The following is a 13,985-nucleotide window of genomic DNA, read 5'->3' on the forward strand; positions in this document are numbered from 1 at the left end:
ATATACAAGTACATTATAAATTGATTGTTTTTAATTAAAATCTTGGGTTAAATTAAAACTCTAATATTTCTGACTAAATTTTCTATAAGTGAGAGAATCATTTTTAATTGATTCCAATTATTTTGATAGTAAAATACATGTTTTTAATTTTCATATTATAATTAAGTCTTTTTTCGCTATCCTTGTCTATTGAAAATACACTGGTAGTTATCTTAAATGAATCATGTTAAAGTTTTAATTAACATGCTGAAAACCACGGTGAATTAAAAGAGACTTGTCTATTAAATGCGATAATCAGTTGAAATCAAACTTATTTATTCAAAGATTGTACGTTGATTTATTCCATTTTAGAAAAAATATTTCACCCATAATAGTAAAATCTAACAAGTAAATTTCGATGTCACTACAAATGGACGTTTCCTATGAAGAACAATATAAACCTCTGATTATAAGTAATTCAGGAGGAGATTCGGAAAAGGTTCTACAAGAATTTATAAATGATTCTTCAATTTTTGTCTTTGATGAGATTAATTCCCAAGTTGGAGATTTGATCAAATTAAGAAATCCACAAAGGAAGTTTAGCAAAATTGAACTTGACGAAGCGATTTCAGAATTTTTTGGTGCTGAAAGCTCCTTCAACTATGGAAACTGGGTTTATTATCCGTGGAGAAAATCTTTGGTCCATTTACTCCCTGAGGAAGAATATGCAGCTGTACGAACAGTGAGGAATAAATATAAAATAACAGAGGAGGAGCAAAAAGCGCTTTCAAAGAAGAAAATTGGAGTAATTGGTCTCTCTGTTGGACAGAGCGTTGCGTTGACCTTGGCAATGGAGAGAGGATTTGGTGAGCTCAGATTAGCTGATTTCGATACACTGGAACTCAGTAATCTAAATAGGATTAGGACGGGAGTATTTAATATTGGGATTAAGAAATCTATTATTGTAGCTCGTGAAATTGCAGAAATAGACCCTTATTTAAATGTCGTGCTCTATAGTGAAGGGATTCATGATGGAAATATCGACGATTTTTTCACAAAGGATGGACAGCTGGATTTGTTGATTGAAGAATGTGATAGTCTTGACATGAAAATTAAGAGTAGAATTAAAGCTAAACAGCTTAAAATACCTGTTTTGATGGACACAAGCGATCGCGGCATGATAGATATGGAGCGCTTTGATATGGAGCACGATCTTCCTATTTTTCACGGAATGCTTGCGAAGTTTGGTGCTGAAAGCCAGTTGCTAGATGTTTTGGAACAGAATCGAGGTCACATGATGATGTCTATTTTGGATTTCGAAAAATTATCTGAAAAGGCGAAATTCAGTATAGGAGAAATGGGTAAAAGCATAACAACTTGGCCTCAACTAGCCTCCTCAGTGGTAATGGGTGGAGCGATGTGTGCCTATTTTTCAAAAAATATCCTATGTTCTCAGATTTCGTATTCTGGGCGAATATATGTGGATTTAGATGAATTTTTGGTAGAAGGTCATGAAGGTAAGAATTAGGGTGGTTAGAGCTGTTTCTTCTCCGGAAGAAACCGAAAAATACATTGCAGGCCACTTTAATGTCTTAGAATCTTACGGTGTGACTAAAGTGACATCTGCAGATAGATCATGGGTCAGCAACCCTAATGTTTATCTTCTTCTAGTAGAATCAATGGATGGAGAAAACAGGGTTCTGGGTGGAGGAAGAATCCAGCTCCGCAATCAAAATTTCCCACTTCCATTAGAGGGTGCTATTTTGGAAAAGGATGTCAAGATTATAGAGTACATGAAAAAGTATAAGGATTTGGAAGTGGCAGAATATTGTGGTCTATGGAACTCTAGGGAGGTATCTGGATACGGACTTGGAAGTATTTACCTTATAAGAATTGGAGTTGCGATTACCTCATTTTTAGGATTAAAGAGTTTAATGGCATTTTGCTCACCTTATACTGTCAAGAATTCACAATCTGTTGGATTTGAAATAATTCATGGATTAGGAGATAATGGCTCTTTCCTGTATCCTAAGGAAGGGCTTGTAGCTACTATTATGGAAATTCAAGATGTGATGAATTTGCCTTATTCAGTTGCAGTAGAAAAGGAGTTTATTGATAATTTAAGAAATAATCCGAATCAAATATTATTGGATGAGAGTCCTAAAGGATCTTTGGAAATTCATTTCGATTTGAACATAAGTGACCTCACTATAATATGAAAGGAAATCCTAGAACCCGAGGTTTATATTTAGGTGTATCTTTATTAGTTGCAGTAGTTATATTGTCAATAATTCTACTTCGTTCTAGTTTTTTTAACGAGGAGTATGAGGTAAAAAATATAAGTTTTTTTTACGTAGAAAATGGTGAATTTCAACCGTTAGAAACCACACAAGAGAAACCTATTAAAAATGCTTCTCTAGGGTTTTTAGCGGATACGGTTTGGGCTAAACTTGATCTTACCGATTTTGCAAAAAATGGTGAAGAATCTATTATTGAGGTTAGAAATCCCACTTTCCGTATAGTAGAGTTATATAAAGTTGCAAAAGGGGAGTCTATTAAGCAGGAAAACAGATTATTCAAAGAGCATCTTGGGAAAGGAAACCCCTTTACTTACCCATTTCCTATTTTTAAAGAAAAGATAGAGGAGAGCGAAACCTATTATCTGAAAATATTTTCTACAGAACCAATTGCTTTTTCTGTAGCAGTAAGTGAAGTGGATGAATTCTATCATAAATATACCACTATAATTTCACTTGTGAGCATTTATGTAGGTATTATGATTGCCTTATTTTTATATAATCTGTTATTGTATTTTTCAGTCAAGGATAAAGTGTATTTTTTTTATTGTTTATATATATTGTTTATAGCTGCGGTTCAACTTTCTATTTTAGGATATAGCTATTTCTTTATATTCTTTCAAAATTCTATCTTATACGAAAACAGTTTAATAGTATTTTCATCTTTATCTGGTATTTTTGGAGTCCTGTTTTTAAGATATTTTCTACAGACTAAAAAGCACCTTCCATTAATTAATAAAGGGTTAAACTTAATTTTTTTGGTATATACAATCAGCTCGGTTGTCAGAGTGTTTGGTTTTGTTTCGCTAAGCTATTCATTTACAGATTTAGGGGCTTTATTGGTTGTAGTTTTTTTTGTGAGTACAGGTATAATTATGGCGAGGAGGGGATATCGCCCGGCTTTTTACTTTTTAGCAGCGTGGATCTTTTTTCTCTTTGGTCTTTTGTTGTTTGTTTTTCAAAATCTAGGTCTAATAAACTTCGGTTCGTTTTCAAACTTACCGATGTTAATTGGGACAGCTTTAGAAGCTATAATACTTTCACTTGCGCTTGCAGATAGGATTAATATTCTGAAAAAAGAAAAAGAAGACGAACAAATTGAAAGGCTTCGTGTTCTTCACGAGAATGAGGAGCTAATAAAGCAACAGAATAGCATGCTTGAGGATAAAGTTAAGATAAGAACTGATGAACTTGAGCAAGCATTAAGGAATTTGCAGAATACGCAGAGTCAACTAGTAAACCAAGAAAAAATGGCGTCTCTTGGTCAACTGACTGCGGGAATTGCCCACGAAATAAATAACCCCATCAATTTTGTCAGTTCTAACATTACCCCTCTAAAAAGAGATATCAAAGACATTATGGAGGTTATTGAATTTTATCGAGAAACCGGAGAGAAGGAATTCACTGAAAATTCAAAGAAGAAGGCAAAGGATCTTGAGGAGGATTTAGAATTAGACTATGTCCTTGGGGAAGTGGATCAGCTTCTAAAAGGAATGGACGACGGGGCGAAGCGTACTGTAGAAATAGTAAAGGGACTTCGCATATTCTCCCGCGTGGACGAACAGGATGTCAAAAAAGTGGATATTCACGATGGGATTAATAGTACTATTATTCTTTTGAATAGCACCATACCAGGTAAAATCCGGGTTATTAGAGAGTTTGGTGAGTTGCCTATGGTAGAATGCCTGGCAGGAAAAATCAATCAGGTATTCATGAATATTATCAACAATGCAGTTCAGGCATTAGGAGATAGAATAGATACTATTAAAGATCCTAAAATTACGATCAGTACAAAAGCATCTCAAGATTTTGTCACGATAGAAATTGAAGATAACGGACCGGGGATGCCAGAACATGTCAAGCAAAGAATTTTTGAACCTTTCTTCACTACAAAAGCTGTCGGAAAAGGTACAGGTTTGGGGCTTTCAATTGTTTATTCTATAATTGAAAATCATAAGGGAACTCTTGAAGTAATTTCTGAGGAGGATCAGGGAACTCTATTTAAAATCACTCTTCCTATTCACCAAAGCGCCAAACGCTATGAATGATAAAATTCATGTACTCTATATCGATGATGAAGATAATAACCTAAAGTCATTCAGAGCCACCCTCAGAAAAGACTTTAAGATTTTTACTGCTATTGATGCTGAAGAAGGATTAAAAATTGCCAAGGAAGAAGAAGTTCATGTGGTAATTGCTGATCAAAGAATGCCAGGCATGACTGGTACAGAGTTCTTTGAGGAACTTGTAAAGTTTAATCCTGACCCTATCCGAATATTACTAACAGGCTATTCCGACATAGCATCTGTGATAGATGCTATCAATAAAGGGGAAGTTTATCGGTTTATTGACAAACCTTGGAATATTGAGCAGATAAAGAACTCTATTAAGAATGCTGCTGATATTTATTTTATGCGGCGTGAGCTTAAAGACAAAAATCTTAAACTCAAGAAACTTCATTCGGAGATGAATCAATTCGTTTATAGTTTATCCCATGAGTTAAGAGGGCCGTTAATGAGTATTTCTGGGGTATCCAAATTGGCAAAAATGGAACTTAAGGATCCTGATGCATTAGAGTATTTTGATATGATAGACAGTGCTACGGATAAGTTGGATGACTTTATTTTCAAAATGTTGGACTTCTATCGGTCAACTAAAATTGACAATAAAATAGCCAAAATCAATTTTAAGGAAATAGTAAATCAGCAGCTTGTTGCTTATAACGAGAAGTTCAACATCGAGCATATCCGAATTGATATTCACATTAATCAAGAGCATTCATTTTACTCCGACGATTCAAAAATTCGCGTAATACTAAATAATTTGTTTAGTAATTCAGTGCAATTTCAAAAGGGGGATCAAGGTGAAAATAAAATAAGTCTGAATATAGATGTATCCGAAGCGAGCGCAGTAATTACATTAATTGACAATGGAATCGGTATAGAGGAGAAGCATCACCCTGATGTGTTTAACTTATTTTCCCGGGCAACTCAAAAGAATGTGGGCACTGGTTTGGGACTTTATATGGTCAAAGAAGCTGTGGAGCAAATGGGTGGAAAAATTGATTTGGAGTCGGTATTTGGAGAAGGGACAACTTTCAAAGTAACTTTGCCGAGCATGAAATAATGACAGGTTCCTCTGGACTTTCATACTAAAATGTATCTTTGTGCTTGCTTTGTTATAAGCTAAACTTTTTATCAACTAATTAAATACATTATGATTAATCCCTGGCATGACGTCAACATTGGGAAAAATGCCCCTGAATTCGTAACAGGAGTAATTGAAATACCTAAAGGTAGTAAAGGAAAATACGAGCTGGATAAGAAGACCGGAATGCTGATGCTAGACCGAGTGCTTTTCTCAGCAGTTCACTATCCTGCAAACTATGGATTTATTCCACAAACTTTTTGTGAAGATCATGATCCTTTGGATATTCTAATCATCTCACAGATAGACATTCCTTCTATGTGCTTAGTAGAAGCTAAGGTGATTGGCGTGATGAGAATGGTTGATGGTGGTGAAGCAGATGATAAGATTATTGCGGTAGCTGCAGGTGACCAGTCCGTGAATTACATAGAGGATATTGATAACCTACCACCGCACCTCATGAAGGAAATTCACAGATTCTTTGAGGATTATAAAAAGCTGGAAAATAAGGAAGTGAAAGTTGAAGACTTTCTCGGTAAAGAAGATGCAATGAGAATCATCAAAGAGAGCGTTGCGCTATATGATCAAAACTTCCGCACTAGAAAATAAAATGAAAGCCTGAGATCATCTCAGGCTTTTTTCGTTTTTCACTGCTGTGGTCACAAAGGTTTATGTGAGATCGCGATTATATGCTTTGTCTAGTGATAAGATTTTTCACTACAGATTTCTGAATTCCTACTTCTTACTTTTGATTTTTTGCTTACTCGCTTTTTTAGCCAAATATGCTATTAGATCTTTATAGGCTTCATGCTCGTGGTTAGAAACAGAAATGGATTGTTTATCTGAAAATGCGATAGTTACTTGGCGAAACTCTTTTTTATTCGCCATAACTACTTCCTCTTCCCAAGCTAAAATTTGACTGACTGGATAGGTTTTCGTGTAACCTCTCAGAGGTAATTTGACAATGATCTGATCTCTTCCTGCTGTGATGAACCGGTATCCCGCCAGCATTTTCACCAGTAGCATCAAAATCACTAACGTAATCAGCGAGCAGGCACTCAAATAGAACCAGATTCCAAAACTTCCTTTGTAGGCAAAGTCCCTAAGGATGAATACTAAGCCAGAAATAAGGATGAGCAAAACTAGGCTCAAAGAAATGTAGGTGGATACTTTTGGTTTAATGACCAGCATTGGAATCTCGAATTTCTATTAATTTCTCTCGTGCAAAAGTCTCCAAATCCTTGAAGAAAGCGAAGAAAATCACCTCAAATTCTGCTTCTTTCTCTATTAGAGCCAGGTGGGCTACATCCATTTTAGAATCGAAGCGAGTTCTTCGGGACATTCCGGTAAGTGTTTGCTTAATCCCGTCTATTTCTCGGTATTTCAACAACCAATTGTCTTTTTCCATCCATTGAAACATGTTTGCGAAGCGATCAGGGAAAAGTTGCCGATGGTGTCTCAGTGTGACAAATGTGTTTTGGATAAAATTTTCCAGAGGGATGCTGCTGTATTTTGCCCAGTTTTTTGCCAAGAAATAATCAAAATAAATGTCCGTAATCACGGTGGAGTAATGTCTGAATGTTGGCCTCAAATAGCTCTGTCCTGCTCTTACTAATGGATGAGTATCTGTAAACAAATCAATTTCACGATGTAGCTTAATTCCATTTTGAACGCCTTGAGGGAAGCCACTCATCATTTTTCCCTTCACAAAATCACCAATAAAATTACCCACAAGCACTTCATCCTGACCAAAAGAAAGATAAGCATGGGCTAGGTAGTTCATAGGCAATGTTGAGTTGGGAAAACTCGAGCGGTTTTGATTAGTTTCGTCTAAAATACGGATTGATGGACAAAGTCACTGAGGAATTAAAGAAAGGACTGAAACTTTTAAAACTGGAATGGCAGGAAGATCTCGCCCAATACAAACAGAAATTCCTGAATACTTCGCTTGCTGAGAAGAAAAAAGCAGGAATTACTTGGCACCCGATTCAACTCAAAAAGAGTAAAATCGGAATGGGAGAACGCCTTATCGTGGAGGTGGAGCGCTCGGACGCGAGTTATGCGTCGTCGTTTAATTCGGGTAAATCAGTTTCCTTTTTCAGTACTCATGAATACTATAATGCTACTGAGAATCAGGTAAACGGTGTCATAAATTTTGTCAGACAAAATACCATGGCCGTCACTTTGCAAGCAGATGAATTGCCAGAATGGATGGATGGAGGGAAGCTTGGGGTGGACCTTCTTTTTGATGAAGCGAGCTATCGGGAAATGGAGTTTGCACTGAAAAAAGTGATTTCTTCTGAAAACAAGCGGGTAGATGAGTTAAAGGAAATTCTGCTGGGTGAAAAATCGCCCCAGTTTTCTGAAAAGCAGATTTACACAAAACCCAATTTCAATTTTTCCCAAAACAAAGCTTGTGAACTGATAGCAAATGCCAAAGATGTGGCGGTCGTTCACGGACCTCCGGGAACTGGAAAGACGACAACATTGATCGAAGCGATACAAGATTCGGTGATCGCCGGAGAATCGATTTTAGTCTGTGCACCAAGTAATGCCGCGGTGGATCTTTTGGTAGAAAAGCTGATCGATCGAGGGATTGAAACCTTGCGTCTTGGTCATCCGGCTAGAGTGGAGGAGAAGATTCTGAATCAGACTTTGGATGCCAAAACAGCTTACCATCCGAGTTACCGTGATTTAAAAAAGCTTAGAAAAGAAACTGACCAATACCTGAAATTGGCCAAGCAATACAAGCGCAATTTTGGTCCTGAAGAACGTGCGCAAAGAAAGCTGATGTATGCGGAAGTTTCCCGACTCAGGGAGGCATCCAAATCTCTGGAAGAATACATTCAATACGATATTTTTCAGAGGACAAAGGTTTTTGCCAGCACACTTGTAGGTGCATCATCTTACAATTTGAAAGGGATGGAGTTTGATGTGGTCTTTATCGATGAAGCAGCTCAGGGACTGGAGGCGGCAACTTGGATTCCAATTTTGAAGGCCAAGAAAGTAGTTTTTGCAGGAGATCATTGCCAGCTTCCGCCTACAATAAAGTCTTTTCAGGCGGCTCAGGAAGGGTTGTCTGAGACCTTATTTGAAAAAGTGATCGCCCGGAAGCCTCATACTTCACAAATGCTACAAGTGCAATACCGAATGCCGGAAGCAATTATGGGATTCTCCAATGAGCAGTTCTATAAAGGAGAACTTCATGCTGCCGAGAATACAAACTCCCATACTTTTCCTGGTGAGAGTAGTGCCTTGGAATGGATTGATACAGCCGGTGCAGGATTTACTGATCAAAAGGAACAAGACAGCTTGAGTACATGCAATCCCGAAGAAGCTGCTTTTGCTTGCCGCTATCTGAATGAGATTGTTAAAAGAATTGGGATTTCGGACTTTAAGCAAGAAGGCTGGACTATTGGTCTGATTGCTCCCTATGGAGCACAGGTTCGTTTGCTTCGATCTTTGATTTTCGAAGGTTTTGAATATCCAAATCTGCGAGCTTTTTCTGATGTGATTACGATCGATACGGTGGATGGTTTCCAGGGTCAGGAGCGTGATCTGATGATGATTTCCCTTACTCGGTCCAATGAAAAAGGGGAGATTGGTTTTCTTGCAGATACTCGCAGGATGAATGTTGCTTTGACGCGGGCAAAGAGAAAACTGGTACTGATTGGCGATAGCAGCACTTTAGCCCAAAACCCATTCTTTGATCAATTACTTCAGTATTTTGAGAAAAATGAGGGATATAGAAGTGTGTGGGAGTTTTTATGAAGATTTGAAAATTCTGTTAAACACCCTGAAAATTCGATTTCGATTACAAGGTGAAGAAAAATAATTTCTGCCTTGTTCGTAGCTATGGTCTCTTATATAAACAATCTACTTTAACTATGAGCTGATTATTGATAAAATATTAATCTCCCCATAAGTGAAATATTTTCAATTCTGTCCCGTCTGAGTTTAGTATTGCAAAGCCATTTTCAAAGGATTCACGAGCATTTCCTGGTTCAACTTCTAACCAATTCGTTTTAAAAACAAATACTCTATTATCCTTTGTTTTGAGTTTTGGTAAAATGTTTTCGTTTAAAATATCTAAGGAATAGTCGTCACTTTTTAATTTAGAAAAGGTTTTTTCGGTCAAGGTATCTACTGAAAATGATGTGCTGTCTATAAGCTTCCAGCCATTTTTATCAGCAAATTCAATTAATGCTTTATCAGTAAAGGTACCGTTAGCTTCACTTTTCCAAGTTATTTCCCTATGTCCTCCCCAGGGTCCTTGGTCACTATTTTTTGTTAACATCAGGTCTTTATGAAAATCTGTCCAGAAACCAGCGGGAGTTATCTTGTCACAAGAAGTTATTAAAAGTGTCACGAAAATAAATGTGAGTATTTGTTTTATTTTTCGTTTCAAAGTATCCTATCTGTTTGGTTTGTCTATCAAAGCTGATTGTAACTGTTTTGATTGAGTAGTTGGGAGGAAATTTTCAAATTTTTCAATCCAGTTCTAATTCTTCGAAATCGTATTCTTCACTTTAAAATGATAGCTCAGCGTGCTAAGAATATCCCCAAAGGCATCAGCTGATTTCAATTGCTCATCGGATACTTTTTTACCTAGAAGGCGACAAAGCAAAAGACCGTAAACCCCATTTAGGCAGATTTGAATTTCATTTCCCAGATCCTGGCCTTCGGCCTGCATTACAGCTTCAATAATAAATGGTTTGGCTTTTTTATAGGCTTCAAAGTATGTAGGATCAGCTTTTAGTAGGTTCCAGTGGATTTGAGCCAGCTCAGAAACAAGATTATTCAATTCTTCCAAATGCCCTTTTCCCAAAATATTCTGAGCTTTCATTTTATCTAGAAGACCTAAATACCAATCAGCTATTTGCTTTTTCTCATCCTCAGAAACTGGATATTTCTCTACTACGAAGGTTTTGATTTCATCAGGATTTCCTTGGTAGGATCTGATCAGATCCTCCATTTGGTACATGTAGATGATGTATTCGGCGATGTTGTTTGACTTCTTGTTTTCGGCTACAGACTGCATTTTACTGGGTTTTTGAAAGTGCAAAGTTCGAGAAATTTTCAGTTTTCAATTACCAATTTTCAATTTTCAGGAGAACTATTGGAGGATTGCTATTTTGAATATTGAATTTGAAACTTGATCATTGAGTTTGAAAATTCTCTTATCTCCTACTTATTTACTACTTTTGCGGGCAGAATGGATATGCAAAAAATAAGGAATTTCTGTATTATAGCCCATATTGATCATGGGAAGAGTACTTTGGCGGATAGACTATTACAGCAAACTGATACGGTCGCAGATCGCGATATGCAAAACCAGTTGTTGGATAATATGGATCTAGAGCGGGAGCGTGGCATCACGATCAAGTCTCATGCGATCCAAATGAAATATACTCATGAAGGTGAAATTTATACGCTCAACCTGATTGACACCCCCGGTCACGTGGATTTTTCATACGAGGTCTCCCGATCTATAGCGGCCTGCGAAGGTGCTTTGCTGATTGTGGATGCTTCCCAAGGAATTGAAGCTCAGACGATTTCCAACTTATACTTGGCCTTGGGTCATGACCTAGAAATCATCCCTGTACTAAACAAAATTGACCTTCCAGGAGCTGATCCAGAATCCGTTGCTGATGAGGTGATTGATTTGATCGGTTGCGATAGAGAAGATATTATTTTGGCCTCCGGCAAAACAGGTATTGGTATTGACGATATCCTGAAAGCTGTGGTGACTAGAATCCCAGCTCCTAAAGGAGATCCGGATGCACCTCTTCAAGCGATGATTTTTGACTCGGTTTACAATCCATTCCGAGGCGTGGAGGTAATCTTCAGAATTTTCAACGGTACCTTCAGCAAAGGAGACAAGATCAAATTTGTCAACACTGGAAAGGAATACGAGGCAGATGAAATCGGGATTTTGGGCTTAAACCAAATTCCACAACGAACCATGAGCGCCGGCAACGTAGGTTACCTGATCTCTGGGGTGAAAGTTGCCAAAGAAATCAAAGTGGGTGATACAATCACGCACATCAAAAGACCATGTGATAAAGCTATTCAGGGTTTTGAAAACGTAAAACCTATGGTTTTCGCAGGTATTTATCCTGTGGAGACTACGGACTACGAAGAGCTACGCTATTCCATGGAGAAGCTTCAACTGAACGATGCTTCGCTAGTTTGGGAGCCTGAAACATCCATGGCTTTGGGCTTTGGATTCCGTTGTGGATTTTTGGGAATGCTCCACATGGAGATTATCCAGGAGCGTTTGGAGCGGGAATTTGACATGACTGTGATCACGACAGTGCCTTCGGTACAGTTCAAAGCACTCATGACAAACGATACCTATCAGATCATTAATGCACCTTCCGATATGCCTGATCCAACCCGGATGAAGCATATTGAAGAGCCTTATGTGAAAGCCTCTATCATCACTGCCGCAGAATATGTTGGTGCAGTAATTACGCTTTGTATGGACAAGCGTGGTCAGATCAAAAACCAGGTTTACCTTACTGCTGAGCGTGTGGAATTGACTTTCGATATGCCATTGGCGGAGATTGTTTTTGACTTCTTCGATAAATTGAAAACCATATCTAGAGGGTATGCTTCGTTGGATTATGAGTTAAAAGGATACGAGATCTCGCACATGGTGAGATTGGATGTGATGCTAAATGGCGAGCCTGTTGATGCCTTGTCAGCGGTAGTTCACAGAGATAAAGCGTACGATTGGGGCAGAAGACTTTGTGAGAAACTGAAGGAACTCGTTCCACGTCAAATGTTTGAAATCGCTATCCAAGCGGCAATCGGGCAGAAAATTATAGCTAGAGAAACAGTAAAGGCAATGCGTAAAAACGTGTTGGCGAAGTGTTATGGAGGTGATATTTCCCGTAAGCGTAAATTGCTTGAAAAGCAGAAAAAAGGTAAGAAGCGAATGAGACAAGTCGGAAACGTAGAGGTGCCTCAGGAAGCATTTATGGCGGTGCTGAAGCTGGATTAATACCGCTTATTAAAACTTCGAAATTCAGTATTCATCATTCGACATTCATTATTAATTTAATTTCAAATGAAGAATGATGAAGTTCGAATAATGAAGTGGGGGTCAACGGTACTTCAACCATTGATGGTTTAAATTTCGAATTTAGAATGAAGAATTTCAAATAATGAAGTATTAGAATTCAACACTATACTTGGGTATAATGGAAAGAAAGTATGATTTAGAGGAGCGATTAATAGATTTCGCTGCTGCTATTATATCTTTTACCGATTCCATGGTCAACTCAAAAGCAGGAAATCACATGGCGAATCAGCTTCTTAGAAGTGGAACATCGACTGATTTGAATTATGGAGAAGCACAGTCAGGAGAATCCCGAAAGGACTTTATCCATAAAATGAAAATAGTTTTGAAAGAGCTAAGGGAAAGTGGAGTTGCTATTAAGATTGTTGAAAAAGCTAAACTTCATCTTGATCAAAATGCAATTGAAGTTATACAGAATGAATGCAACCAGTTAATTTCAATATTTGTAAAAAGTGTTGGAACAGCTGAAAGAAATAATAATTGAATAATGAATGGCGAACTTCGAATGTTGATTTTCGAAGTTTGAATCCGTAAATAATAAAATATGGCAATTCTCATCGACGGAAAACTCACCTCATCGCAAATCAAATCCGAAATCGCTGCCCGAGTGGCGGAAATAAAAGCTGAAGGAGGCAAAACACCTCATTTGGCAGCTATTCTTGTGGGAAGTGATGGAGCGAGCCAGACCTACGTGAATGCAAAAGTGAAAGCCTGTGGAGAATGTGGTTTTGAATCAACTTTGGTAAGACTGGAGGATAATGTCTCCGAAGATGAATTGTTAAAAGTGGTGGAGGATATTAATGAGAATGCTGATATCGATGGATTGATCGTTCAGCTTCCGCTTCCTAAGCATATCTCTGTTGAGAAAGTAACCAATAAGATCAAGCCCGAGAAAGATGTAGATGGATTTACTCCAGCAAACGTTGGACGTATGGCTTTGAACTGGCCTGCTTACGTTGCGGCAACTCCTTATGGGATCGTAGAATTGCTGAAGAGATACAATATCGAGACCTCAGGCAAGCATTGCGTGGTGATCGGTAGATCTCATATCGTGGGAAGTCCGATGAGTATCCTGATGGCAAGAAATGGCTATCCTGGAAATGCTACCGTGACTTTGACACATAGCCGAACTGCTAATCTTCCAGAGATCGCTAAAACTGCTGATATTCTGATCGTAGCTTTAGGAAAGCCTCATTTCGTAACTGCAGATATGGTGAAGCCAGGCGCTGTGGTAATTGACGTGGGAATCCACAGAATCGAAGATGAAAGCAAGAAGTCAGGTTTCAGATTGGTTGGAGATGTGAAGTTTGAAGAAGTGGCGGAAATCTCTTCTGCGATCACGCCGGTACCTGGTGGAGTAGGGCCGATGACGATTGCATCTTTACTTTACAATACGCTCTTGTCAGCTGAGAAGAAAGTTTACGGATGATAATGTGTTTCTGTTGGTGAAAATACTAACAGAGGCGTTTGAGGAA

At 38.0% G+C, this 13,985-nt stretch carries 13 protein-coding genes; 9 read left to right on the forward strand and 4 right to left on the reverse strand.

The genetic code is table 11. The annotated features are described in order from the left end of the window. Positions 1-397 precede the first annotated feature (397 nt). The 5 genes from AACZ73_RS12835 to AACZ73_RS12855 all read left to right on the forward strand — a co-directional run bounded on the left by AACZ73_RS12835 (position 398) and on the right by AACZ73_RS12855 (position 6,032). Positions 398-1,507: a ThiF family adenylyltransferase gene (locus tag AACZ73_RS12835; RefSeq protein ID WP_339878378.1), complete on the forward strand. Its 1,110-nt coding sequence runs from the start codon at positions 398-400 to the stop codon at positions 1,505-1,507. Next, the gene (locus AACZ73_RS12840) at positions 1,491-2,198 is read left to right on the forward strand and encodes a hypothetical protein (protein WP_339878379.1); all 708 of its coding nucleotides are present in this window, start codon (positions 1,491-1,493) and stop codon (positions 2,196-2,198) included. The genes AACZ73_RS12835 and AACZ73_RS12840 overlap by 17 nt, the downstream gene beginning before the upstream one ends. Beyond that, positions 2,195-4,324: a 7TM diverse intracellular signaling domain-containing protein gene (locus AACZ73_RS12845; protein ID WP_339878381.1), complete on the forward strand. Its 2,130-nt coding sequence runs from the start codon at positions 2,195-2,197 to the stop codon at positions 4,322-4,324. Before AACZ73_RS12840 ends, AACZ73_RS12845 begins: the two co-directional genes overlap by 4 nt. Continuing rightward, the gene (locus AACZ73_RS12850) at positions 4,317-5,402 is read left to right on the forward strand and encodes a hybrid sensor histidine kinase/response regulator (RefSeq protein ID WP_339878382.1); all 1,086 of its coding nucleotides are present in this window, start codon (positions 4,317-4,319) and stop codon (positions 5,400-5,402) included. The genes AACZ73_RS12845 and AACZ73_RS12850 overlap by 8 nt, the downstream gene beginning before the upstream one ends. Before the next feature lie 90 nt (positions 5,403-5,492). Beyond that, entirely contained in the window at positions 5,493-6,032 is a 540-nt protein-coding gene (locus tag AACZ73_RS12855; protein WP_339878384.1) for an inorganic diphosphatase, read from the forward strand. A gap of 126 nt (positions 6,033-6,158) precedes the next feature. On the opposite strand, the gene AACZ73_RS12860 is transcribed toward AACZ73_RS12855, so the two are convergent. Then, positions 6,159-6,614, reverse strand: a complete 456-nt coding sequence (locus AACZ73_RS12860) for a hypothetical protein (protein ID WP_339878386.1) — start codon at positions 6,612-6,614, stop codon at positions 6,159-6,161. Then, positions 6,601-7,206 carry an ACP phosphodiesterase gene (locus AACZ73_RS12865; RefSeq protein ID WP_339878388.1) on the reverse strand — a complete coding sequence of 202 codons (606 nt, stop codon included), beginning with the start codon at positions 7,204-7,206 and terminating at the stop codon, positions 6,601-6,603. The genes AACZ73_RS12860 and AACZ73_RS12865 overlap by 14 nt, the downstream gene beginning before the upstream one ends. A 62-nt stretch (positions 7,207-7,268) precedes the next feature. Here AACZ73_RS12865 and AACZ73_RS12870 point away from each other — a divergent pair, with 62 nt between their 5' ends. Beyond that, positions 7,269-9,194, forward strand: a complete 1,926-nt coding sequence (locus AACZ73_RS12870; RefSeq protein WP_339878390.1) for an AAA domain-containing protein — start codon at positions 7,269-7,271, stop codon at positions 9,192-9,194. Positions 9,195-9,333: 139 nt separating this feature from the next. On the opposite strand, the gene AACZ73_RS12875 is transcribed toward AACZ73_RS12870, so the two are convergent. Together AACZ73_RS12875 and AACZ73_RS12880 are read right to left on the reverse strand one after the other, a co-directional pair. After that, positions 9,334-9,831: a hypothetical protein gene (locus AACZ73_RS12875; RefSeq protein WP_339878391.1), complete on the reverse strand. Its 498-nt coding sequence runs from the start codon at positions 9,829-9,831 to the stop codon at positions 9,334-9,336. Between the two features lie 93 nt (positions 9,832-9,924). Further along, entirely contained in the window at positions 9,925-10,464 is a 540-nt protein-coding gene (locus AACZ73_RS12880; protein WP_339878392.1) for a DUF4924 family protein, read from the reverse strand. Between the two features lie 174 nt (positions 10,465-10,638). Here AACZ73_RS12880 and lepA point away from each other — a divergent pair, with 174 nt between their 5' ends. The 3 genes from lepA to AACZ73_RS12895 all read left to right on the forward strand — a co-directional run bounded on the left by lepA (position 10,639) and on the right by AACZ73_RS12895 (position 13,939). Next, complete coding sequence (gene lepA / locus AACZ73_RS12885; RefSeq protein WP_339878742.1) at positions 10,639-12,432, forward strand: translation elongation factor 4; 1,794 nt, start codon at positions 10,639-10,641, stop codon at positions 12,430-12,432. Between the two features lie 199 nt (positions 12,433-12,631). After that, the gene (locus AACZ73_RS12890) at positions 12,632-12,994 is read left to right on the forward strand and encodes a four helix bundle protein (RefSeq protein WP_339878393.1); all 363 of its coding nucleotides are present in this window, start codon (positions 12,632-12,634) and stop codon (positions 12,992-12,994) included. Positions 12,995-13,054: 60 nt separating this feature from the next. Continuing rightward, the gene (locus tag AACZ73_RS12895) at positions 13,055-13,939 is read left to right on the forward strand and encodes a tetrahydrofolate dehydrogenase/cyclohydrolase catalytic domain-containing protein (RefSeq protein ID WP_339878395.1); all 885 of its coding nucleotides are present in this window, start codon (positions 13,055-13,057) and stop codon (positions 13,937-13,939) included. Positions 13,940-13,985: the final 46 nt, after the last annotated feature.

This window comes from uncultured Algoriphagus sp. (assembly GCF_963974835.1).
Taxonomy (GTDB): Bacteria; Bacteroidota; Bacteroidia; order Cytophagales; family Cyclobacteriaceae; genus Algoriphagus.